The following is a 22,086-nucleotide window of genomic DNA, read 5'->3' as shown; positions in this document are numbered from 1 at the left end:
CCCCATGGGAGAGGATTAGACCACCACCTGCGACCCCATCTCAACCACCCGTCCGGCCGGGATGTGGAAGAAGTCGATCGGGTCGGCGGCGTTGCGGACCATCCAGATGAACAGCCGGTCCTGCCACAGCGGCATGCCCACCCCGGGCGAGGCCACCACCGTGCGGCGGCCGACGAAGAACGAGGTCGACATCAGGTCGAACACCAGGCCGCGCCGGCGGCAGCTGCCCAGTGCGCGCGGGATGTGCGGCGTCTCCATGAAGCCGTAGTGCACGGTCACCCGCTTGAAACCGGGGCCCAGGACCTCGATCTCGATCCGGTCCTTCTCGGCGACGCGCGGCTGGTCGGCCGTGCGCACGGTCATGACCACGTTCTCGGCGTGCAGCACCTTGTTGTGCTTGAGATTATGCAGCAGTGCGACCGGGGCCGCGGACGGGTCCGAGGTCAGGAAGATCGCCGTGCCCGGCACCGGATGCGGCGGCCTGGCCCGCAGGCTGGCGATCAGGTCGGTCAGCGAGACCGAGTCGCGATGCACCTTGCCGTGCAACAGGTCGCTGCCCGCCCGCCAGGTCCACATCGCCAGCACGATCGCGCCGGCCGCCGCCAGGGGGACCCAGCCGCCGTCGGCGATCTTCAGCGCGTTGGAGCCCAGGAACACCAGGTCCAGCGCCAGGAACGGGGCCAGCAGCGCCACGCAGACCCACAGCGGCCACCTCCAGTGGCGGCGCGCCACCACGAACAGCAGGGCCACCGTGACGACCATGGTCGTGGTCACCGCCACCCCGTAGGCCGAGGCCATGTTCGACGAGGTGCGGAACATGAACAGCAGGAACAGCACGCCCACCGCCAGGGCGATGTTGACCTGCGGCACGAAGATCTGGCCGGCCACGGTCTCGCTGGTCCGCTTGATATCGATGCGCGGCAGCAGGCCCAGTTGCACCGCCTGCTGGGTGACCGAGAAGGCCCCGGTGATCACCGCTTGGCTGGCGATGATGGTCGCGGCCGTGGTCAGCAAGATCACCGGCCAGTAGACCGCGTGCGGGATCAGGCCGAAGAACGGGTTCTCCATGGCGGCCGGGCGGATCAGGCACAGCGCGCCCTGGCCCAGATAGTTCAGCATCAGGCACGGCAGGGCCACCATCAGCCAACCGGCGCGGATCGGGGCTTTGCCGAAATGGCCCATGTCGGCGTACAGCGCCTCGGCCCCGGTCACGCACAGGAAGACGCTGCCMAGGATCGTCACGCCCAGCAGGCCGTCGGCGGCCAGCAGCTTGACCGCGTAAACCGGGCTTAAGGCCAGCAGGATGTCGGGCCGCTGCAGCACGAACGGCAGGCCCAGCGCCGCCAGGGTCACGAACCAGACCAGGGTGATCGGCCCGAAGAACCTCCCCACTGCCTCGGTGCCCCTTGACTGCACGGCGAACAGGCCAAGCAGGATGATCGCCGCCAGCGGCAGGAYGAACGGCGCGAAGTGGGCGCCGATCACCGGGGCGGTCGTCAGGCCCTCGACGGCCGACAGCACCGAGATCGCCGGGGTGATAAGGCCGTCGCCGTAGAACAGCGCCGCACCGACGATGCCCAGCAGCACCAGCCAGGCCGAGCGCTTCTTCAGGGCGTTCTGAGCCAGGGCCATCAGGGCCAGGGTGCCGCCCTCGCCGCCGTTGTCGGCCCGCATGACGATGACCACGTATTTCAGGGTGACAACCAGGGTCAGGGCCCAGAATACCAGCGACACCACGCCGAAGATCGCCACCTTCGGATCCATCCCGTGGGCGTGGACCAGGGCCTCGCGCATGGCGTAGAGCGGGCTGGTGCCGATGTCGCCGAACACCACCCCGATCGCCCCCAGCCACAGGGCCCCGAACCGGGCGGCGCGCGCCTCCGGAGTGGCGGGCTCGGGTGAGGTATGGGCCATGAGGCTTAGCGTCCGTCGCAGGGAGCGGTGGCCTACAGGCGGTCGGCATAAGGGCGCCATGTGGATTCAGGCCGCGGGCATAAGGGACCTATAAAGATCGCCGGAAACGCGCCCGATCTGGGCGAAGCGTGACTTTTGCGCAGCTTTTGTCGCTTTTTCGACTTAGGAACGACCGTCGTTCCACCTCGTTCATCTCCCCGCCGGAAGCCTCCGGCGCGTATCAGGGAGCGACCACCATGGGCGACGAAGCCAATCGCGAAGGTCTGCAACAACAACCGTCCGACGATCAACGCCGGCAATCCGACCAGCAGAACCAGCAGGGCGAGACCCGCACCCCGCAGCAGCAGCAGGACGACGCCGCGCGCAATGCGCCGGGCCAGCAGCAACGGCAGGGGGAGCGCCGTGACGACGGCCTCAACGAAGGCGTCGAGGGCACGCCCGTCGAAGGCCTGGACGACGGCCTGGAAGGCGGCGTCGACACCGGCGCCATCCAGCCCGGCAAGACCGACCAGCGCTGATCCGCGCGACCTAACGGCTCTGGCCGCCTCCTCGCGGGGGCGGCCTTTTCCGTCTCGACCCCGCAAACGACCTAGGAGCACGCCGTGTTTGGTGGCGAACGACTGGCGCGCATCGGCGCCTTCAGCCCGCAATTCCCCGACGCCGAGGCCCTGCACCGGGGCCTGGCCCACTGGAACCACCGCCGCCTGGCGGTCGGGACGCCCGATCCCGACTGGCGCAACGCGGTCTCGGACGAGGCCCGGATGAAGCGGCTGGAGGGCGACTATGTCGAGCAGTTCCGCGACCACATCCTGCCCCTGGTCGCCGGCGTGCCGACGAACGCCGACGACTTCGTGGCCTGGTTCGAGGATCTGCGCGAGACAGGCCCCGGCCAGGATGACCCGCTGTTCGACTGGCTCGAAGGCGCTGCGGGCCTGGAGGACATCAAGTGGTTCCTGACCCAGGAGGCGGCCGGCGAGGCCGGTTTCGACGACTTGGTGGCCATGACCCAGGTCAAGGTCAGCGACCGCGCCAAGCTGGAGCTGGCCCGCAACTATTGGGACGAGATGGGCCGGGGCGCGGCGGCCGGCATGCATGGCCCGATGCTGACCCGCACGACGCAGGTGCTGGGCCTGACGCCGACCATCGACTCCACCCTGTGGCAGTCGCTGGCCCTGGCCAACACCATGACCGCCTTCGCCACCACCCGGCGCTACACTTACCAGTCGATCGGCGCCCTGGGCGTGGTCGAGCTGACCGCGCCGGGCCGCGTGGCCTGCGTCGACGCCGGCCTCAAGCGCCTGGGCGTCTCGCCCTCGGCCCGCAAGTACTTCGCCCTGCACGCCCAGCTGGACATCGAGCACTCCAAGGCCTGGAACGCCGAGGCCCTGCATCCCCTGGTCACGGAGTTTCCGGAGTGCGCGAGGTTCATCGCCGAGGGCGCGGTCATGCGGCTGATCTGCGGCGAGCAGTGCTTCGACACGTATCGGGCGCACCTGTGGGCGCATGTGCATCCCGTGGTCTACGCGGCGGAATGACGGCCGGGGACATGCACTTGCTGCGTGTCCCCAGCAGCACCTGCTGCGCCAGCCGGCTCATGCCGAGGATGAGGTTGGGGACACGCGCAAGCGCATGTCCCCGACTCTAGTCGTGCAGCGGCGCCTCGGGCTGCTTGCGCGACGGGTCGGTCGCCACCGTGCCCACAGAGGCGGCGATGACGAAGCCGATGGCCAGCCATTGGCGGGGGGCCAACTGTTCTCCCAAGAGCAGCAGGCCGGCCAGGGCGCCGACCGCCGGCTCCAGGCTCAGCATCACCCCGAAGCTGCGCTTGGAGATGCCGCGCAGGGCGACCATCTCCAGCGAATAGGGGATGGCGCTGGAGACCACCGCCACCACCAGGCCCAGGCCCAGGGCGACCGGGCTCAGCAGGGCCGCGCCCGCCGTCACCAGTCCAAACGGCGCCACGACCAGGGCCGCCGTGGTCATGCCCAGGGCCACCGAGCGGCCGCCGTGCAGGTGTCCGGTCCGCTGGCCGGCCACGATGTACAGCGCCCAGAACACCGCCGCCGCCGCCGCGAAGCCCACGCCCACAGGGTCGAGGTTCAGGCTGGTGTCGCCCAGCGGCAGCAGCAGGGCCAGGCCCGCCACCGCCAGGGCGATCCAGAGGAAGTGGATCGGCTTGCGGGCGTGGATCATCGCCAGGCTCAGCGGCCCGGTGAACTCGATGGCGATGGCCAGGCCCAGCGGGATGGTGCGGATGGCCATGTAGAAGCACAGGTTCATCGCCCCCATCACCGCGCCGTAGGCGGCCACGGCGATCAGGTCCTTGCGAGCCAGGGGGAAGCGCCAGGGCCGCCAGATCAGGCACAGCACCAGGGCCGAGAAGCCGACGCGGTAGGCGCTGGTCCCCTGCGCCCCGACCAGCGGGAACAGGGTCTTGGCGAACGAGGTGCCGGCGCACAGCGACACCATGGCGCCGACCAGGCAGACATAGGGCAAGGCGGCGCGGAAGGGCGAGGTGGAAGCAGAGCGGGACATTCGGCGTCTCTAGCAGGGCGCGCCTCTTCCCCCTATGGGGGAAGACGGCCGAAGGCCCGTAGGGGGCAAGTGTTCACCTGCCGGACGGAGGCTCACTTACTTGCCCCCACCTGGCGACTTCGTCGCCTGTCCGCCCCCATAGGGGGCGGAGGACTGAAACTGGTCCTGTTCCCCTGAACCTCTCAGCAGATCGCCCCATTTACCCCTGTCCTGCGTCAGCCAGGATGGAGCCACGCCAGGAGACCGCCCGTGGCCGCCGTCCGACGATATGCCGCCGTCCTGGCCGCCACGCTCCTGCTGGGCGCCTGCGGGAGCACGCCCAAGGGCTTCCTGATCCCGACCGCCGCCTCTGCGCCGGACGCGACCCAGATCGACATGCTGGTGGTCACCACCCGCGCCGCCTCGCCCGCGCCCGGGGTGATCTACGGCGGCGAGCGCGACAACAGCGCCTCGGGCGCCGAGATCGTCGTCTCGGTGCCGCCCAACCACAAGGTCGGCGCGGTGGAATGGCCCAAGGGCGCCGCGCCCGATCCGGCCACCGAGTTCACCACCGTCAGCGTCGCGCCGTCCAGCCGCGAGAACACCCTGGCCTGGTTCAACCGCATGGGCGGCAAGCACGCGCGGCTGCTGGTGTTCGTCCACGGTTTCAACACCCGCTTCGAGTCGTCGGTCTACCGCTTCGCCCAGTTGGTCGCCGACTCCAAGGCCGACGCCGCGCCGTTGTTGTTCACCTGGCCCTCGCGCGGCAAGCTGTTCGACTACGAGTACGACCGCGACAGCGCCATCTATTCGCGCGACGCCCTGGAGGAGGCCCTGGCCAAGGCGGCCGACGCGCCGGACGTCAAGGAGATGACCGTGGTGGCCCACTCGATGGGCACCTACCTGACCATGGAGGCCCTGCGCCAGCTGGCCATCCGGCGCGGCGGCCTGCCGCCCAAGCTCAACAACGTGGTGCTGGCCTCGCCCGACATCGACCCGCAGGTGTTCAGCCAGCAGTTCTACGCCCTGGGCCCGAACCCGCCGCACATCACCATCTTCGTGTCGCGCGACGACCGGGCCCTGCTGATCTCGCGCCTGCTGGCCGGCAACCTGCTGCGCCTGGGGGCCATCGACCCGACCCAGGAACCCTTCCGCTCGCGGCTGGAGGCCAACGGCCACATCACCGTCATCGACCTGACCAAGCTGAAGGCCGGCGACAAGCTCAACCACGGCAAGTTCGCCCAGAGCCCCGAGGTGGTGAAGATGCTGGGCGCCCAGCTGATCAACGGCCAGGTGCTGACGGAGGAGGAGTGAGGGGGGGCAGCCTGGACGTCCTCTTCCCCCTTTGGGGGAAGACGGTCGCGCAGCGACCCGTAGGGGGCAAGTATTCGCCGCTATGGCGTCTGACGAGGACCGTGGCTCACCCACTTGCCCCCACCTGGCGACTTCATCACCTGTCGCGGCGAGGGGGCGGAGGACGCGCGCTCTGGCTAAGCCCTAAAACGCCTCGTCTTCCTCGACGCCCTCTTCCTCTTCGCCGCCCATGGCCGCTTCAAGGCTTTCGATGATGTCGTCCATCTGGTCCGCCGTGATCGAGACATAGAGCGCCTCGCCGCCGACGGCCGAGACCAGCAGGCGGTAGCCGTCCTCGGTTTCCTGCAGGCTGAAAGTGTCGAGAAGCTGCAGCTTGGCCATGATGAAGTCCTGGGTATTCGCGGAATGAGGCGCGGATATAGGGGTTGATCGCCCCTTCCGAAACCCTCTCCTACCTCAGCGCCCCGCGCCGCAGCATCGCGATGTGCCCGGCGATCAGCGCCTCGCGTTCGACCCACGGGAACTCCGGCCTCGCGATCAGCAGCGAGGTCAGGCCGTGCAGGCCCGCCCACAGGGTCTGGGTCAGGCGCAGGGGATCGTCGTCGGCCGTCAGCCCCGCCGCGTGCAGGTCGGCGATCATCGACACGAAGCACTGGAACGCCTCGATCCCGGCCGCCATCGGCCGCCCGCCCGTCCGCGCGTGGAACGAACCGTCGTGGCTCTTCTCGACCATGAAGGCCACGCGATAGGCGTCGGGCTGCTCCAGGCCGAAATCGATATAGGTCCGCATGGCCCTGTCGAAGGCCTCGGGCGTCGGGGTCCAGTCCGCCCTGCCCGCCGCCATCCGCGCCAACAGGGTGGCGAAGGCCCGCACGCACAGCTCGGCGATCAGGTCGTCCTTGGTGGCGAAATAGGCGTAGAGCGCCGGCTGGCTGATCCCGGCCGCCTCGGCGATCTGCCGGGTGGAGACCGCGTGGACGTCCTTGGCGGCGAACAGCTTCAGGGCCGCGTCGAGGATCTCCTCGCGGCGCTCGGCGCCTTGACCCTTGGGCTTTCGGGGAGATCGGACCTGCGGCGGCTTCATCGTGTTCCAGCCTTTCCCAGGCTCGACCCGGCTTGACAAGCCGCGATAATCTATCACTGATAACTTATCACTGATCGATAGTCGAGGGGCGAGACTGTGCGTGGACGGATCGAGGATCTCGCGAGCGGCGCAGACGGCTGTCATCCCGGACAAGCGCGCAGCGCGCCGATCCGGGACCGACGCCTGGGCTCAGCGCTTCCGGCGGTCCCGGGTCTTCGCTTCGCTACGCCCGGGATGACAGCCGTTTTGGCCCTGGCCTTGGCGAGCTGCGGCCCCGCCAAGACCCCCGCCGCTCCGCCGCCGCCCCAGGCGGTGGAGGCGGTCGCCGTCAGCGCCCCGCGCGCGTCCGGCGGCGTCACCGCCACCGGGACCCTGGAGCGCCGCCGCGAGATGGCGTTGTCGTTCCGCATCGCCGGCGTCCTGACCAAGGTCAACGTCGAGGCCGGCGACAGCGTCCGGGCCGGTCAGGTGCTGGCCACCATCGACCCGGCCGCCGTCGACGCCCGCCAGCAGGCTTCGTCGTCCGACCTCGACAAGGCCCGCCGCGAGCTGGAGCGCGCCAAGACCCTCTACGCCAAGGGCTATGTCGCCAAGGCCCGGCTGGACGACGCCGAAAGCGCCGTGCGCTCGGCCGGCGCCGCCTACAACGCCGCCGCCTTCGACCGGCGTTGGGCGCAGCTTGTCTCGCCCGCTTCGGGGGTGGTGCTGGAGCGCCGGGCCCAGGCCGGCGAGGTGGTCCAGCCGGGCCAGGCGGTGGTCAGCGTCGCCGACCTCGCCAGCCCCCTGGTGCTGCGCGTGCCCCTGCCCGACCGCGACGTGGCCGGGATCGGGATCGGCGCGCCGGTCGAGGTGAGCGTCGACGCGCTTCCCGGCCAGGTGCTGGCCGGACGCGTCACCCGCGTGGGCCAGTCGGCCGACGCCCGCACCGGCGCGGTGACGGTCGAGATCGAGGTCGCCGGCCCCCCTAACAAGAATGGCCCCGAGCTGCGCAGCGGCCAGATCGCCACCGCCCGCCTGGCCAGCCGCGTGGCGGCGACTACCGGCCCGGCCTTCGCCCGCATCCCCGCCGAGGCGGTGCTCGAGGCCTCGGGCGGCAAGGCGGCCGTGCTGCGCCTCGACAACGGCCGCGTCCGCCGCACCCCCGTCCAGTTCGGCGGCTTCGACGGCGACGACGCCCTGGTCTCCGGCCTGCCCGACGGCGCCCGGGTGATCACCGCCGGCGCCGGCTTCGTCTCGGACGGCGACCGGGTGACGGTGACCGATCCGAAGGCGCTGGGGAAGGTGGCGGGCAAATGAGGGGCGTGGCCTTTCCCAATAATTCCTCCACCTATCAGCCGTCATTCCCGCCCTTGTGGCGGGAACCCCTCTGTCCGCCGCAGGTGCAGAGGTGTGGCGCGCCAGCGCGCCATTTCGCTTCACCGTCCGCTGAACGAGGGGGTCCCGCCACAAGGGCGGGAATGACGGGCGTTGAGGGAATGCGGTTGGCGCCCATGCGAGGCCCTTCGCAATGAAGTTCGACCTCGCCGGTTTCGCGGTCCACCGCTGGCAGTTCACCCTGGTCGCCTTCGGCCTGCTGGTGATGCTGGGGCTGAACGCCTTCATGAACGTGCCGCGCTCGGAGGATCCGCACTTCCCCGTGCCGATCGTCATCATTCGCGCCGTGCTGCCGGGGGCCGAGCCCTCGGAGATGGAGCAGTTGGTCGCCGACCCCATCGAGGACGCCGTCGACGGCCTGGACGACATCGACAAGGTCGAGTCCACCAGCCTGGACGGCGCGGCGGTGATCCGCGTCCACTTCAACTGGAATGTCGATCCCGAGCGCAAGTACGACCAGGTGGTCCGCGAGGTGAACGCCATCCGCGGGAACCTGCCGTCGGGTCTCGCCCGCCTCGACATCGACCGGGTGCGCACCACGGAGGTGGCCATCGTCCAGGTCGCTTTGACCAGCGACGTCCTGCCGATGCGCCGCCTGGAGAAGGTGGCCGACCGGCTGCGCGAGCGTCTCGACCGCGTGCCCGGCGTGCGCCAGTCGCGCTACTACGGCGCGCCGTCGTCCGAGGTGCGGGTGTCGCTGGACCTGGCCCGGCTGTCCGCGCTCAAGCTGCCGGCCACAGCCGTCTCCGACGCCCTGAAGGCCAACGGCGCGGAGGCCCCGATCGGCGCGGTCCAGGCCGGCGACCGCCGGTTCAACGTCAAGGCCGGCGGAGCCTTCCGCTCGCTGGACGCGGTCAAGGACACCCCGGTCCGCTCGATCGGCGGCCAGGTGGTGCGGGTGCGCGACGTGGCCGAGGTGGCCTGGGCCCAGGACGAACCGACCCACCTGGCGCGCTTCGACGGCAAGCGCGCGATCTTCGTCACCGTCACCCAGAAGGACGGCCAGGACGTCGCCCGGATCACCAAGTCCGTCGACCAGGTGCTGGACGACTACGAGAAGACCCTGCCGGCCGGGGTGAAGCTGGAGCGCGGCTTCGTCCAGGCCAAGAACGTCGAGCACCGCCTCAACAACCTGTTCCGCGACTTCGGCATCGCCCTGCTGCTGGTGCTGATCACCCTGCTGCCGCTGGGACCGCGCGCGGGCCTGGTGGTGATGGTGTCGATCCCGCTCTCCCTGCTGATCGGCCTGGTGCTGCTGCAGGCGTTCGGCTTCACCCTGAACCAGCTGTCGATCGCCGGCTTCGTGCTGGCCCTGGGCCTGCTGGTCGACGACAGCATCGTCATCACCGAGAACATCGCCCGCCGCATCCGCGAGGGCGAGGAGCGCACCGCCGCGGCCGTCAACGGCGCCAACCAGATCGCCCTGGCGGTGCTGGGCTGCACGGCCTGCCTGATGCTGGCCTTCCTGCCGCTGATGGCCCTGCCGGCCGGATCGGGGGCCTACATCAAGTCGCTGCCGGTGACGGTGCTGTGCACGGTCGGCGCCTCGCTGCTGGTGTCGATGACCATCATCCCGTTCCTGGCCAGCCGGGTTCTGGACAAGCACTCCGATCCCGAGGGCAACCCGCTGCTGCGGGCGGTGAACGGCGGCATCCACCGCTTCTACCGGCCCGTGCTGCACTTCAGCCTGGCGCGGCCGTGGCTCTCCCTGGCGATCATGCTGGCGATCTGCGCCACCACCGTGCCGATGCTGAAGATCGTCGGCTCAAGCCTGTTCCCGGCCGCCGAGACCCCGCAGTTCCTGGTCCGGGTCGAGACCCCCGACGGCAGCCCCCTGGCCCGCACCGACCGCGCCCTGCGCTTCGTCGAGGCCCGGCTGAAGCAGGAGCCCGACATCACCTGGCAAGCCTCGAACCTGGGGCGTGGCAATCCGCAGATCTTCTACAACGTCACCCAGCGCGAGAGCGCCACCACCTATGCCGAGGTGTTCGCCAGCCTCCGTCGTTGGGAGCCGGGCGAGAGCGAGCACGTGCTGGACCGCCTGCGCGAGGACTTCGCCCGCTTCCCCGGGGCGCGTATCAGCGTCGTCACCTTCGAGAACGGGCCGCCGATCGACGCCCCCGTCGCGGTGCGCCTGACCGGCCAGAACCTGGAGGTGCTGAAGGCCTTGGCCGCCCGGACCGAGCAGGTCCTGAAGGCCACGCCCGGCACGCGCGACGTCAACAACCCCGTGCGGCTGGACCGCACCGACCTCGACCTCGGCGTCGACGAGGGCAAGGCCGCCGCCCTGGGCGTGCCGGCCGGGGCCCCGCGCCGCGCCGCCCGCCTGGCCCTGTCGGGCGAGGAGACCGGCCGCTTCCGCGATCCGGACGGCGACGACTACGCGGTCAAGGTGCGGCTGCCCCTGAACACCTTGGCGGGCGGGACCACGGGGAGCTTGGAAGGTTCGCGCAACGCCCTGGCCGACCTGTCGAAGATCTACGTCCCCACCGCCGAGGGCGAGGCCGCGCCGCTGGGCTCGATCGCCAGCCCGACCCTGCGCTCCAGCCCGGCCCGCATCGACCGGTTCGACCGCGAGCGGACGGTGACGGTCAGCTCCTACGTCCAGACCGGCTATCTGACGGCCAAGGTCACCCAGGACGTCGTGGCCCGCCTGAACCGCGACCTGCCCATGCCGCCCGGCTACCGCCTGACCCTGGGCGGCCAGGCCGAGGCGCAGTCGGAAAGCTTCGCCGGCCTGGGCGCGGCGGTGATGGTGGCGGTGTTCGGGATCCTGGCGGTGCTGGTCCTGGAGTTCCAGAAGTTCAAGACCGCCCTGGTGGTGGCCGGGATCATCCCGTTCGGGCTGTTCGGCGCGGTCGCGGCGCTGTGGATCACCGGCTACTCGCTGAGCTTCACCGCAACGATCGGGCTGATCGCGCTGATCGGCATCGAGATCAAGAACTCGATCCTGCTGGTCGATTTCACCGAACAGCTGCGGCGCGACGGCATGGGCCTGCACGACGCCATCGAGAAGGCCGGCGAGGTGCGCTTCCTGCCGGTGCTGCTGACGTCCGTCACGGCGATCGGCGGGCTGCTGCCGTTGGCGATGGAGGGGTCGGGGCTCTACTCGCCGCTGGCCATCGTGATCATCGGCGGGCTGATCACCAGCACCGTGCTGTCGCGGGTGGCGACGCCGGTGATGTACTGGCTGACGGCGCGGGGTGGGGAGCGCGGCTAGTCCGAGGGGTCTAAGCAGCTAACACTTGCCCCCTACGGATCGCTTCGCGATCGTCTTCCCCCACAGGGGGAAGAGGGCGCGCGTTTTCGTCCTCCGCCCCCTATGGGGGCGGACAGGCGACGAAGTCGCCAGGTGGGGGCAAGTGGGTGAGCCACCGAGTCCCCTTGCCTATTTTACACTCGTATAGCAACCTCTCCTCAACACCCGGGGAGAGACACCATGGCCGCCACCCAGCACCGCGACGCGATCATCATCGGCGGGGGTCACAACGGCCTGGTCTGCGCCTTCTACCTGGCCAGCGCCGGGCTGAAGGTCACGGTTTGCGAGGCGCGCGACGTGGTCGGCGGGGCGGCGGTGACCGAGGAGTTCCACCCGGGCTTCCGCAACTCCGTCGCCAGCTACACGGTCAGCCTGCTGAGCCCCAAGGTCATCGCCGACATGGACCTGCACGGCCACGGCCTGCGGATCCTGGAGCGGCCGATCTCCAACTTCCTGCCCATCGACGACAAGACGTACATGAAGCTGGGCGGGGGCCTCGAACGCACCCAGGCCGAGTTCCGCAAGTTCTCGGAGAAGGACGCCGCCGCCCTCCCCGCCTATTACGACATGCTCGACGAGATCGGCGACGTGCTGCGCGACCTGGCCGGCGAGACCCCGCCGAACCTGGGCGACGGCCTGCCGGGCCTGCTGCGGGCCCTGCGCCAGGGCGGGCGGATGGCGGGCCTCAGCCGCGAGCGCAAGCGCGACCTGCTGGACCTGTTCACCAAGAGCGCCCGCGACTTCCTGGACGGCTGGTTCGAGAGCGACGCGGTCAAGGCCAGCTTCGGCTTCGACGCCGTGGTCGGCAACTTCGCCAGCCCCGACACCCCCGGCTCGGCCTATGTGCTGCTGCACCACACCTTCGGCGAGGTGAACGGCAAGAAGGGCGCCTGGGGCCACGCGGTGGGCGGCATGGGCTCGATCACCCAGGCCATGGCCAAGGCCTGCCGCGCCAAGGGCGTGGAGATCCTGCTCAACGCCAAGGTCGAAGGTCTGCATGTGGAAGACGTCCCGAAGGGCGGCGGCAAGCGGGTGGCCGGCGTGCAACTGGTCGACGGCCGCCAGATCATGGCCCCGATCGTCTCGTCCAACCTCAACCCGGCCCTGCTGTATGGCTCGATGGTCCCCCCCTCGGCCCTGCCCGCCCCGTTCAAGAAGGCGATCAAGGGCTACAAGAACGGCTCGGGCACCTTCCGGATGAACGTGGCCCTGTCGGAGCTGCCGGACTTCACCTGCCTGCCGGGCAAGGCGGTGGCCGAGCACCACCAGTGCGGCATCGTGCTGTCGCCGACTCTGGACTACATGGACGAGGCCTATCGCGACGCCAAGGCGACCGGGATCAGCAAGCGCCCCATCGTCGAGATCCTGATCCCCTCGACCCTGGACGACAGCCTGGCCCCGCCCGGCCAGCACGTGGCCAGCCTGTTCTGCCAGCAGTTCGCCTGGGAGCTGCCCGACGGCCGCTCGTGGGACGACGAGCGCGAGGCGGCCGCCGACCTGATCATCGACACGGTCAACCAGTGGGCCCCGAACTTCAAGGCGTCGGTCCTGGGGCGGATGATCCTGTCGCCGGTCGACCTGGAGCGGAAGTTCGGCCTGGTCAACGGCGACATCATGCACGGCCACATGTCGCTGGATCAGCTGTGGGCGGCGCGGCCGGTGCTGGGGCACGCCAGCCACCGGGCGCCGATCAAGGGGCTCTACATGTGCGGCGCCGGGTGCCATCCGGGCGGCGGGGTTTCGGGCAATCCGGGACGGAACGCGGCGCGGGAGATCCTGCGGGACAAGGACTTCGCGACGGCGGTGAAGCTGAGTTTGGTGGGGCGGTAGAGGTGAGAAGCTCACCCACTTGCCCCCACCTGGCGACTTCGTCGCCTGTCCGCCCCCATAGGGGGCGGAGGACGCGCACCGCGCCGGCGGCGGAGCCTCTTCCCCCTATGGGGGAAGACGACCGCGAAGCGGTCCGTAGGGGGCAAGTGTTCGCCGGCATGGCCGTGGGGATTTGAGATGGACCTGAACCTCCCCAACCACGACCCCGACGCGGACTGGGGCCTGCCAGGCTGGCTCTACGACAACGCCCGCTTCTTTCGCGAAGAACAGGACAAGGTCCTGCGCCCCTCCTGGCAGATCGTCTGCCATCTGAACGACATCCCCAAGCCCGGCGACTTCCACACCTTCGACTTCCTGGGCGAGAGCACCGTGGTGGTGCGCGGCAAGGACGGCGGGGTCAAAGCCTTCGCCAATGTCTGCCGCCACCGCGCCGCGCGGCTGCTGGACGGCCCGTCGGGCCACTGCGGCCGGATCGTCTGCCCCTACCACGCCTGGACCTACGCCCTGGACGGCCAGCTGATCGGCGTGCCGCACCGCGAGACCTATCCGGCGCTTCAGATGGACAAGCAGGGCCTCGCGCCCGTGCAGACCGAGGTCTATCGCGGCTTCGTCTTCGTGCGGCTGGAGGGCTCTCTTTCGAAAGAGGGGGGCCCCAGCGTCGCCGAGATGATGGCCCCCTACGACCACGAGCTGGAGCCCTACCGTTTCGAGGAGATGGTGCCGTTCGGCCGTGTCACGCTGCGGCCGCGCGAGGTGAACTGGAAGAACATCAGCGACAACTATTCCGACGGCCTGCACATCCCCATCGCCCACCCCGGCCTGACCCGGCTGTTCGGGCGCGGCTACGGCGTGGAAGCGCAGACCTGGGTCGACAAGATGTGGGGCCGGCTGATCGAGGAGCCGTCGCGCAATCCCTCGGAGCGGATGTATCAGCAGGTCTTGCCCGACGTCGAACACCTGCCGGCCGAGCGCAAGCGGCTGTGGACCTATTTCAAGCTCTGGCCCAACCAAGCGTTCGACATCTATCCCGACCAGGTGGACTTCATGCAGTTCATCCCAGTCTCGCCGACCAAGACGATGATCCGCGAGATCGCCTACGCCCTGCCCGACGCGCGGCGCGAGATGAAGGCGGCGCGGTATCTGAACTGGCGCATCAACCGCCAGGTCAACGCCGAGGACACCGAGCTGGTGGCCCGCGTGCAGCAGGGCATGGCGTCGCGCAGCTTCACGGCGGGGCCGCTGGCGGAGACGGAGGTCAGTCTGCGGAGCTTCGGCCGGAAGATGCGGGCGCTGATCCCGCAAGCGCGGCTGCCTCGGCCGCCGGAGGGGTGGTGAGGCAGCGCTCCGCGATTGGGGACACGCCCAAGGGCATGTCCCCCGCCCGGGGACATGCCCTTGGGCGTGTCCCCGGCGAAACCCGCGCCCCCTTCACCCGCGAGACCCCCGACGTCCGCCGCACCGCCCTGATCGAGGCCGCCGCGCGGGTGCTGGCCGCCAGGGGCGTGGCCGGCGCTTCGGTGCGGACGATCTGCGCCGAGGCGGGGGTCAGCGCCGGGTTGCTGCGGCACTATTTCGAGGGGGTGGATGCGCTGGTGGCCGCGGCCTACGAGGCGACCGGGGCGCGGATCGACGCGGCGCTGGAGGCGGCGGTCGCGGCGGCGGGCGGCGATCCCCGCGCGCGGCTGTCGGCCTATCTGACCGCCAGCTTCGCCCCGCCCGTTCTGGACCCGGACCTTCTGGCGACCTGGCTGGCGTTCTGGAGCCTGGTCAAGGTCGACCCGGCCATCGCCGCCATCCACCGGCGCACCTATGCCGGCTATCGCGCGCGGCTGGAGGAGTTGCTGAGCGCCTGCGACCCGAGGGTCGATGCGAGACTGGCCGCCATCGGCCTGACGGCCGTCGTGGACGGACTATGGCTGGAGCTGTGCCTGGACGCGACGGTGTTCACCCCGGCCGAGGCGGGCGCGATCGCCGAGCGGTTGGCGGCGGGGTATCTGGGGTAACTTGCCCCCTACGGGTCGCTTCGCGACCGTCTTCCCCCAAAGGGGGAAGAGGAGAACCGCGCGCGTCCTCCGCCCCCTATGGGGGCGGACAGACGGCGAAGCCGTCAGGTGGGGGCAAGTGGGTGTGATCCCACGCCCCCGCCTTTCTCTTTAAGCCGCCGCCTGGGCGCCCATGTTCGTGCGGCCCCAGTTGGCGCGGCGGGCTTCGGGTTCGGACACCTGGACCCGGGCGGTCTTGCCCTGGGTGCGCATGTGGCGGGCCAGCATCTCGGCCACGCCGACGGCTTCGGGCTGGCAGGGATAGGAGCCGATCAGGTCGAGCGTGTCGTTCCAGGTGACGTGCCAGACGCCGGAGACGGGTCGGACGAAGTAGGTGTGTTCGTCGGCCATGGGGATCACTCCTTGATGCTCACTAAGCGTCGGTCTTACAGCGCGTGCGTGACAGCTGTTTCAATGCTGCACAGCAACATCCTGTTGCATTGCACACTGCAGGAGCCGAGCCAAGGGCATCAATGGTGAATCTGGGTGCAAGAATAAGGCGTGTCCCCTGAAATGGGGACACGTACGCGCCCGACGATGCGTGAAAAGACTCTGATCGCGAAACGCGGGTGAGCGCTCAGTGCTTCCAGACGAAGAGCGAGACCACGCCGAGGATCAGGCTGACATAGAAGCCCAGGCCCCACATCAGGTGCTCGCCCTCGTCGTCGCTGTAGCGGGCGTCAAGCAGGCGATCGCCGAGCGGCAGGGCCGCCCCGAACGAGACGACCAGCTGGCCGGTGGCGATGAGGAGACGAGTGATCATGGTACGGACGGTGCGCCCGAAAGGTTAACGGGACGCTTAAGTTGTAGGTTGCATTTCGCTCAACGAAACTATGTCGCACCCCTCCTGAAACCTTCTCCCGGAGGGAGAAGGAGGGACCCGCGCCGCAGGCGTGGGAGGATGAGGGGTTACGCCCTCGACGGAGCGCCGGCACGCCGTCGGGCGCCTTAGCGCTCTCCCCTCCGGAAGAGGGTTCCCTTATGGTGACGCCATGACCTTGACCGACGCGCTCCTGCTCCTGGGGTTCCTCATAGCCAACATTGCGTGCGGAGCCGTCGCCATGTTCCGCTACGCCCAGGTGAGTTCGATCGTGGCGCAAAGCCATCCGGAGATCTGGCGAAAGATGCAGGGGTATTCCTTCGCTGCCTGCAGCGGGGCGTTTCTATTCCAGCCTTGCCCCGTTCCGGCTGAACGACCCTGCGTTGTCACGGGCTCTCATCAAGGCTTGGATCGCAACAGGCCTTTGGTTCGCCGTGGTCATAGCCGCCTTCCTAACGGCGGCGGTGCGGGAGTCAGCGGGCCGCTAAGCCCTGCCGGCACGCCGTCGGGCGCCGTCACCCCTCACCCTCCCATCGCTTCGCGACGGGTCCCTCCCTCTCCCCTCCGGGAGAGGGCTATTTCACCACCACCCCGCCCTTCATCACCGCGCTGACATGCTCCAGCACCGAGATGTCGGCTATGGCGTCGCCGTCCACGGCGATCAGGTCGGCGTAGCGGCCGGGAGACACCGCCCCGACGTCGGTCTTCTTCATCAGCTCGGCCGCCACGGTGGTCGCCGACTGGATCGCCTGCATCGGGGTCATGCCGTAGCGGACCATGTAGGGCAGCTGGCGGGCGTTCAGGCCGTGGGGGTAGACGCCGGCGTCGGTGCCGTAGGCGATCTTGACCCCGGCCTTGACCGCCTTGCGGAAGCCCTCGCGCTGGGCCTCGGTGGTCTCGTAGTTCTTGCGCAGGGTCTCGGCCGGCCAGGCGTGGGCCTTGCCGTAGGCGTCGATCCAGTCGCCGTCATAGATGTCGGCCACCAGATATACGCCCTTGGTTTTCATCATGGCGATGGCCTCGTCGTCCATCAACGAGCCGTGCTCGATCGAGCGCACCCCGGCCCGCATGGCCGACTTCATGCCCTCGGCCCCGTGGGCGTGGGCGGTGGCGTAGGTCCCGCGCCGGGCGGCCTCGTCGACGGCGGCGCGCATCTCGTCCTCGGTCAGCTCCTGCTGGCCCGGCTCGGTGCCGACGGTCAGGACGGCGCCGGTGGCGATCAATTTCAAGAAGTCGGCCTTGTGGGCCAGGATGTTGGCCGCCTTGCGCCGGGCGTCCGCGGCGTCCTCGACCACGCCCACCCGCATCTCGTCGGGGATCTTCACGTCGGCCGCGATGCCGGTGATCTCGCCGCCGCCGCCGGGGATGGTGATGTAGGCGCCCGCCACCGACATCCGAGGCCCGGGCACCAGGCCGGCGTCGATGGCGTCGCGCAGGGCCACGTCGCCGAACGCCCGCCAGGTGCCGACGTCGCGCACGCTGGTGAAGCCGGCCTCCAGGGTCACGCGGGCGTGGGCGGCGCCGATATAGGCCTGGTAGGCGGCGGTGGTCAGCAGCGGCTCGGCGATGTTCTCGGTCTGCTCCTGGTCGACCAGGTGGGTGTGCATGTCGATCAGGCCGGGCAGCACCATGCGAGTCGACCAGTCGATGACCTTGCCGTCGGTGGGCGCGGCCTTCCAGGGCGTGACCGAGACGATCCGCTCGCCGTCGATCTTGATCAACTGGTCGGTCAGGACCTTGCCCTGCAGGGTGTCGACCAGCTTGCCGGCGTGGACGTAGACGGGGGTGGCCTGGGCGGCGAGCGGCGCGAGCGCCAGGGCGGCGGCGATCAGGGCGGTGCGGATCATCATGCGGTTCGTCCTGCGGGACCGGGGGTTGAGAGGGGGACACACACTCACCCCGCGACCTGTGTGAAAAGGGCTAGGCGGTGGGATGAGTGTGTGTGCCCGCCTTCGCCCCGCCCCTGCCCCGCGTCAGCCAGTAGAACGGCGCCCCGATGGCCAGCAGGCCCACGCCCAGCGCCACGGCCTGGCCGCCGGCGCCGAACAGCGTCCAGACCGAATAGATTCCGGCCAGGATGGCGATCACGGTCAGGGCCGTGGTCGGGGCGATGCGGCGGCCGGCCTGCAGCTTCAGGGCCGCCAGGGCGCAGGCCAGGTAGGTGAACAGCGAGGCCGTGGTGGCCAAAAGGGCGATGAAGGTGAAGATGTCGGCCATCGACTTGGCGTAGTTCATCAGCACCAGGACGGTCAGGAAGCCGGCCGACAGCAGGTGGGCGCGGACGGGCGCGCCGCGCTTGGACTCCTTGGCCAGGAACGCCGGGAACACCCCGCCCTTGGCCATGGCGTAGGGCATCTCGCCCTGCAGAAGCACCCAGCCGTTCAGGGCCCCGAAGGCGCTGATCGCCGCGAACAGGGCCAGGACCTTGCCGGCGGCGCCGCCCCAGTAAAGACCAATAAAGTCCGACAGCGGGGCGTTGGAGGCCTTCAGGCTGTCGGTCGGCATCAGCAGCACCACGGCCGAGCAGACCAGCAGGTAGATCACCCCGGTGAACACCGCCCCCACCAGGGTGGCGCGGGGGATGGTGCGCTCGGGGTCGACCACCTTGCCGGCCGGCACGGTGGCCGACTCCAGGCCCAGCAACGCCCACAGCGTCAGGGCCCCGGCGGCGGTGACCCCGCCCAGGTGGATGTCGGCGGCGCGGAACGGCGTCAGGCTGGCCCCGCTGTCGCGGCCGATCACCCAGAAGGCCAGGCCGGCCACGGCCACCAGCGGCAGCAGCTTGAGCACGGTGGTCACCACCTGCACCCCGCCGGCGAGGCGGGCGCCGGCGATGTTGATCCCGACCATCAGCCAGACCGCGCCCAGGGTGACCAGCAGGTGCAGGCCCGGCACCTCGGCGATGGCGGGAAAGATCACCGACAGATAGCTGACCGCCCCGGTGGCGATGGCCGCGTTGCCGACCCACAGCGAGATCCAGTAGCTCCACGCCACCATGAACCCGACCAGCGGCCCGAAGGCTTCCTGGGTGTAGGCGTAGGGTCCGCCGGCCCTGGGGAATTCGCGCGCCAGGCCGGCGAACACGAAGGCCAGGCACAGGGCGCCGCCGATGGTCAGAAGCCAGCCGAACACCGCGTTCCAGCCGTAGGGGGCCAGGGACGCGGGCAGCATGAACACCCCCGAGCCGATCATGTTGCCGACGACAAGCGCCGTGCACATCCAGAAGCCCAATTCTTTCGAGGAGGGGGCTTTTGGCGCCGTGATCTTGGGGATGAGGACCTTCTGGGGGGTCTCTGTCATGCGGTTACGCTTTCACGGGGCGAGGCGGTCGTCCACATCGGAGATCCTTCTCCCCTTGCGGGAGAAGGTGGCCTCCGAAGGAGGTCGGATGAGGGGTCGCACCGACATGTCCGCCGCCGTGCGCGGTGGCGTCTTTCATCGTCCCCTCATCCGTCGGCTGCGCCGACACCTTCTCCCGCAAGGGGAGAAGGATGCGTCTCCCCTAGAACTTCTGCCCGAACTTCACCCCGATGGTCCGCGGCTGCAGCGGCACCGAATAGACCTGGGCGCCGCAGACGGACTCCACGCATTCGGTGCTGCGCGTCAGGCTGCCCCGGCTGTCGTTGAGGTTGGTGACATAGGCCTGGAACGTCCAGTTCGACCGGCCCAGCCCCGCCGACAGGTCGGTGGTGATGTAGCCGGCCTGCTTGCCCAGAACCTCGCGGGCGAAGGTGCGCAGGTCGGCCCAGGCGTCGGTCTGGCCGACGATGCCGCCCTGCACGAACGCGTCGAACCCGTTGAGGTCGAACTCGTAGCGCGCGTTCAAGGTGGCCTTGAACTTGGGCGTCACCGGCAGGCGCTGCCCGGCCGGGGCGCGTTCCGGATAGACGTCCAGGTCGACCGGGCAGTCGGTGATCGGCTCGCCGCTGGCGGGGTCGACCTTGCCGCAATAACCGTCCGTCAGGGTGGCGTCGATGTAGGACGCCGCGCCGTTGACCGTCAGGCCCTGCATCACCGCATAGCTGAAGTCGGTCTCCACCCCGTTGATCTCGGCCGAGACGGCGTTCTTGATCTCGGTCAGGCCGTTGGCCCCGACGATCGAGAACTGGAAGTCGTCCCAGGTCTGGTGGAACACCGCGCCGTTCCAGCGTAGGCGGTTGTCGGCCCAGCTGGTCTTCCAGCCGAACTCGTAGTTCTTCAGGAAGTCGGACTGGTACGGCGGCAGCGTGCCGCGACGGTTGATGCCGCCCGGCCGGAAGCCCTCGGAATAGGTGACGTAGACCAGCTTGTCGGAGTCGATCTTGTAGGTGAGGTTGAACTTCTTGCTGTTGCCGTTCTCCTTGACCCGCTTGTCGAGGTTCGTACAGGGCGCGCCCTCGATCTCCGAGGGTTTGAAGCACGCGCCCTCGCCGGTGCCCGAGCTGTAGCCCAGGCCATAGCCGTAGAAGCCCTTCAGGCTGTTGTCCGACTCGAAGAAGCGGATGCCGGCGGTGAAGGTCAGCTTGTCGGTGATGTCGAACGCCGCCTCGCCGAACACCGCGCTGTCGCGGTCGATACGCTTCTGCTCGGTCAGCCAGATCGTGCCCGGATTGCCCGGCACCGACAGCGACGGGCCCAGGTCGTCGATCCGGTAGTTCTGATGGATGCCGTGGGTCTGGCGCTGGTAGAACAGACCGCCGACCACGCGGAAGCGGTATTCCTGCGGGGTCGAGACGCGCAGCTCGTGGCTGAGCTTCATGTAGGCGTCGTGGCCGATGATGTACTGCGACGGGTCGACCGGATTGCCCGCGTCGTCGGTCCAGTAGGCGCCGTAGCCGGCCAGGGTGTCGTAGAAGAACGAGTAGTCGGTGTAGTCCTGGCGGGTGTCGACGTCGCGGTCCAGGTACGAACCGGCATAGGTGACGTCGAGGTTGCTGATCTTGCCCTCGACGGTCATGGCCGCCTGCCACCACTTGTCGTCGGAGTTTTCCGGATAGTAGTGGGCGACCTTCAGCGCGCCCAGGCTGCGGTCCTCGGCGAAGATGCCGCCGACCTTCTCGACCTGGCCCATGACCTGGGGCGTGATCACCCAGTTGTCGCCGGCCTCGATCTTCATGGCCGCCCGGCCGCCGTAGATGTCGACGTCGTTGTAGTCCTTCTTGACCCGGTCGGCGTTGGTCACCGTGATCCCCGAGGTGGGGTAGGTGCGCGAGCCGGCGACGTTGTCGATATAGCCGCCCTGGTGCTCGGCCCAGCCCACCAGGCGCACCGCGACCTTGTCGTTGATCGGCTGGTTGACGAAGCCCTCGGCCACGTAGCCCGCATCGCCGTGGGCGATGGTGTTGGCCTCCAGGTCATAGCCGGCGCTGAAGCCGGCCGTGCTGGGCTTGTTGGTGATGATGCGCAGGGTGCCGGCCTGCGAGCTGGCGCCGTACAGCGTGCCCTGCGGACCCGACAGCGCCTCGACCCGGGCGATGTCGTAGATGTGGATGTCCAGGGCGCCCTGGATGGTGGTGACGGGCTGTTCGTCCAGATAGACGCCGACGCTGGGCAGGGAGCCCGAGTGGTTGCCGTCGCCGCCGCTGGCCACGCCGCGGAAATAGACGTTGGAGAAGCCGGGCGAGGTGGTCTGGAACGACACGCTGGGCAGGTACTTCACATAGTCGGTGAAGTTGCTGACCTGCAGCTCCTCGAGCTTGGCCTCGCCGAAGGCCTGGATGCTGACCGGCACGTCCTGCAGGTTCTCGGAGCGCTTCTGGGCGGTGACGACGATCTGGTCCAGCGCCACCGAGCCTGATGCGGTCTGGGCTTGGACGGTCACCGCCGTGAGCATCGAAGACGCCAGCAGGGCTGTCGTCCAAATCGCCGTCTTGGACGATCCGTGCGCACTACGCTTAATCAACGGCATTATCGCTCCCCCGAACTGGTTAGGTGAACGATGGTCTTCCTGTGATTT

General features: G+C 69.2%; 17 protein-coding genes. 8 read left to right on the top strand and 9 right to left on the bottom strand.

From position 1 onward, the window contains the following. Nucleotides 1-15: 15 nt before the first annotated feature. On the bottom strand, nucleotides 16-1,914 hold the full coding sequence (locus AC1DMQ_RS01765; protein WP_477031834.1) for a potassium transporter Kup: 1,899 nt from the start codon (nucleotides 1,912-1,914) through the stop codon (nucleotides 16-18). 236 nt (nucleotides 1,915-2,150) lie between these two features. Here AC1DMQ_RS01765 and AC1DMQ_RS01760 point away from each other — a divergent pair, with 236 nt between their 5' ends. Together AC1DMQ_RS01760 and AC1DMQ_RS01755 are read left to right on the top strand one after the other, a co-directional pair. Beyond that, a complete protein-coding gene (locus tag AC1DMQ_RS01760) occupies nucleotides 2,151-2,432 on the top strand; it encodes a hypothetical protein (protein ID WP_477031833.1) in 282 nt (93 codons plus the stop codon). Between the two features lie 84 nt (nucleotides 2,433-2,516). Then, entirely contained in the window at nucleotides 2,517-3,449 is a 933-nt protein-coding gene (locus tag AC1DMQ_RS01755; protein ID WP_477031832.1) for an iron-containing redox enzyme family protein, read from the top strand. A gap of 106 nt (nucleotides 3,450-3,555) precedes the next feature. Here AC1DMQ_RS01755 and AC1DMQ_RS01750 read toward each other — a convergent pair whose 3' ends face one another. Continuing rightward, nucleotides 3,556-4,449, bottom strand: coding sequence for an EamA family transporter (locus tag AC1DMQ_RS01750; protein WP_477031831.1), 894 nt, complete (start codon nucleotides 4,447-4,449; stop codon nucleotides 3,556-3,558). 249 nt (nucleotides 4,450-4,698) lie between these two features. On the opposite strand from AC1DMQ_RS01750, the gene AC1DMQ_RS01745 reads away from it, so the two are divergent. Then, the gene (locus tag AC1DMQ_RS01745; protein ID WP_477031830.1) at nucleotides 4,699-5,742 is read left to right on the top strand and encodes an alpha/beta hydrolase; all 1,044 of its coding nucleotides are present in this window, start codon (nucleotides 4,699-4,701) and stop codon (nucleotides 5,740-5,742) included. A 183-nt stretch (nucleotides 5,743-5,925) separates the two neighbouring features. Here AC1DMQ_RS01745 and AC1DMQ_RS01740 read toward each other — a convergent pair whose 3' ends face one another. Beyond that, nucleotides 5,926-6,123: a hypothetical protein gene (locus AC1DMQ_RS01740; protein ID WP_477031829.1), complete on the bottom strand. Its 198-nt coding sequence runs from the start codon at nucleotides 6,121-6,123 to the stop codon at nucleotides 5,926-5,928. Between the two features lie 70 nt (nucleotides 6,124-6,193). Further along, nucleotides 6,194-6,826 carry a TetR/AcrR family transcriptional regulator gene (locus AC1DMQ_RS01735; RefSeq protein WP_477031828.1) on the bottom strand — a complete coding sequence of 211 codons (633 nt, stop codon included), beginning with the start codon at nucleotides 6,824-6,826 and terminating at the stop codon, nucleotides 6,194-6,196. Between the two features lie 234 nt (nucleotides 6,827-7,060). Here AC1DMQ_RS01735 and AC1DMQ_RS01730 point away from each other — a divergent pair, with 234 nt between their 5' ends. The 5 genes from AC1DMQ_RS01730 to AC1DMQ_RS01710 all read left to right on the top strand — a co-directional run bounded on the left by AC1DMQ_RS01730 (nucleotide 7,061) and on the right by AC1DMQ_RS01710 (nucleotide 15,292). Then, on the top strand, nucleotides 7,061-8,122 hold the full coding sequence (locus tag AC1DMQ_RS01730) for an efflux RND transporter periplasmic adaptor subunit (protein ID WP_477031827.1): 1,062 nt from the start codon (nucleotides 7,061-7,063) through the stop codon (nucleotides 8,120-8,122). Between the two features lie 211 nt (nucleotides 8,123-8,333). Beyond that, entirely contained in the window at nucleotides 8,334-11,420 is a 3,087-nt protein-coding gene (locus AC1DMQ_RS01725) for an efflux RND transporter permease subunit (RefSeq protein ID WP_477031826.1), read from the top strand. 219 nt (nucleotides 11,421-11,639) lie between these two features. Continuing rightward, nucleotides 11,640-13,289: a phytoene desaturase family protein gene (locus AC1DMQ_RS01720; protein ID WP_477031825.1), complete on the top strand. Its 1,650-nt coding sequence runs from the start codon at nucleotides 11,640-11,642 to the stop codon at nucleotides 13,287-13,289. 177 nt (nucleotides 13,290-13,466) lie between these two features. Continuing rightward, nucleotides 13,467-14,624 carry an aromatic ring-hydroxylating oxygenase subunit alpha gene (locus tag AC1DMQ_RS01715; RefSeq protein WP_477031824.1) on the top strand — a complete coding sequence of 386 codons (1,158 nt, stop codon included), beginning with the start codon at nucleotides 13,467-13,469 and terminating at the stop codon, nucleotides 14,622-14,624. Between the two features lie 35 nt (nucleotides 14,625-14,659). Next, complete coding sequence (locus tag AC1DMQ_RS01710; RefSeq protein ID WP_477031823.1) at nucleotides 14,660-15,292, top strand: TetR family transcriptional regulator C-terminal domain-containing protein; 633 nt, start codon at nucleotides 14,660-14,662, stop codon at nucleotides 15,290-15,292. 150 nt (nucleotides 15,293-15,442) lie between these two features. Here the strand turns inward: AC1DMQ_RS01710 and AC1DMQ_RS01705 are convergent, their stop codons facing one another. From AC1DMQ_RS01705 to AC1DMQ_RS01685, 5 genes are all read right to left on the bottom strand, one after another. Next, nucleotides 15,443-15,682, bottom strand: a complete 240-nt coding sequence (locus tag AC1DMQ_RS01705; RefSeq protein WP_477031822.1) for a hypothetical protein — start codon at nucleotides 15,680-15,682, stop codon at nucleotides 15,443-15,445. A gap of 226 nt (nucleotides 15,683-15,908) precedes the next feature. Then, the gene (locus AC1DMQ_RS01700) at nucleotides 15,909-16,094 is read right to left on the bottom strand and encodes a hypothetical protein (RefSeq protein ID WP_477031821.1); all 186 of its coding nucleotides are present in this window, start codon (nucleotides 16,092-16,094) and stop codon (nucleotides 15,909-15,911) included. Nucleotides 16,095-16,726: 632 nt separating this feature from the next. After that, nucleotides 16,727-18,001 (bottom strand): Xaa-Pro dipeptidase, encoded by a 1,275-nt coding sequence (locus AC1DMQ_RS01695; RefSeq protein ID WP_477031820.1) that lies wholly within the window; start codon nucleotides 17,999-18,001, stop codon nucleotides 16,727-16,729. A gap of 70 nt (nucleotides 18,002-18,071) precedes the next feature. Next, nucleotides 18,072-19,451, bottom strand: coding sequence for an amino acid permease (locus AC1DMQ_RS01690; protein ID WP_477031819.1), 1,380 nt, complete (start codon nucleotides 19,449-19,451; stop codon nucleotides 18,072-18,074). Nucleotides 19,452-19,653: 202 nt separating this feature from the next. After that, nucleotides 19,654-22,038, bottom strand: a complete 2,385-nt coding sequence (locus AC1DMQ_RS01685; RefSeq protein ID WP_477031818.1) for a TonB-dependent receptor — start codon at nucleotides 22,036-22,038, stop codon at nucleotides 19,654-19,656. Between the last annotated feature and the right edge of the window lie 48 nt (nucleotides 22,039-22,086).

The organism is Caulobacter sp. 05L422, assembly GCF_056397765.1.
Note: the sequence above shows the minus strand (reverse complement) of the source record. Positions and strands in the feature narration are given on the sequence as shown.

Excerpts from the sequence above, each read along its gene's own strand:
- AC1DMQ_RS01750 (WP_477031831.1), bottom strand. The coding sequence starts at position 4,449 with ATGTCCCGCTCTGCTTCCACCTCGCCCTTCCGCGCCGCCTTGCCCTAT.
- AC1DMQ_RS01685 (WP_477031818.1), bottom strand. The coding sequence starts at position 22,038 with ATGCCGTTGATTAAGCGTAGTGCGCACGGATCGTCCAAGACGGCGATT.
- AC1DMQ_RS01705 (WP_477031822.1), bottom strand. The coding sequence starts at position 15,682 with ATGGCCGACGAACACACCTACTTCGTCCGACCCGTCTCCGGCGTCTGG.
- AC1DMQ_RS01695 (WP_477031820.1), bottom strand. The coding sequence starts at position 18,001 with ATGATGATCCGCACCGCCCTGATCGCCGCCGCCCTGGCGCTCGCGCCG.
- AC1DMQ_RS01720 (WP_477031825.1), top strand. The coding sequence starts at position 11,640 with ATGGCCGCCACCCAGCACCGCGACGCGATCATCATCGGCGGGGGTCAC.
- AC1DMQ_RS01700 (WP_477031821.1), bottom strand. The coding sequence starts at position 16,094 with ATGATCACTCGTCTCCTCATCGCCACCGGCCAGCTGGTCGTCTCGTTC.
- AC1DMQ_RS01735 (WP_477031828.1), bottom strand. The coding sequence starts at position 6,826 with ATGAAGCCGCCGCAGGTCCGATCTCCCCGAAAGCCCAAGGGTCAAGGC.
- AC1DMQ_RS01740 (WP_477031829.1), bottom strand. The coding sequence starts at position 6,123 with ATGGCCAAGCTGCAGCTTCTCGACACTTTCAGCCTGCAGGAAACCGAG.
- AC1DMQ_RS01730 (WP_477031827.1), top strand. The coding sequence starts at position 7,061 with ATGACAGCCGTTTTGGCCCTGGCCTTGGCGAGCTGCGGCCCCGCCAAG.
- AC1DMQ_RS01725 (WP_477031826.1), top strand. The coding sequence starts at position 8,334 with ATGAAGTTCGACCTCGCCGGTTTCGCGGTCCACCGCTGGCAGTTCACC.
- AC1DMQ_RS01715 (WP_477031824.1), top strand. The coding sequence starts at position 13,467 with ATGGACCTGAACCTCCCCAACCACGACCCCGACGCGGACTGGGGCCTG.
- AC1DMQ_RS01710 (WP_477031823.1), top strand. The coding sequence starts at position 14,660 with ATGTCCCCCGCCCGGGGACATGCCCTTGGGCGTGTCCCCGGCGAAACC.
- AC1DMQ_RS01760 (WP_477031833.1), top strand. The coding sequence starts at position 2,151 with ATGGGCGACGAAGCCAATCGCGAAGGTCTGCAACAACAACCGTCCGAC.
- AC1DMQ_RS01690 (WP_477031819.1), bottom strand. The coding sequence starts at position 19,451 with ATGACAGAGACCCCCCAGAAGGTCCTCATCCCCAAGATCACGGCGCCA.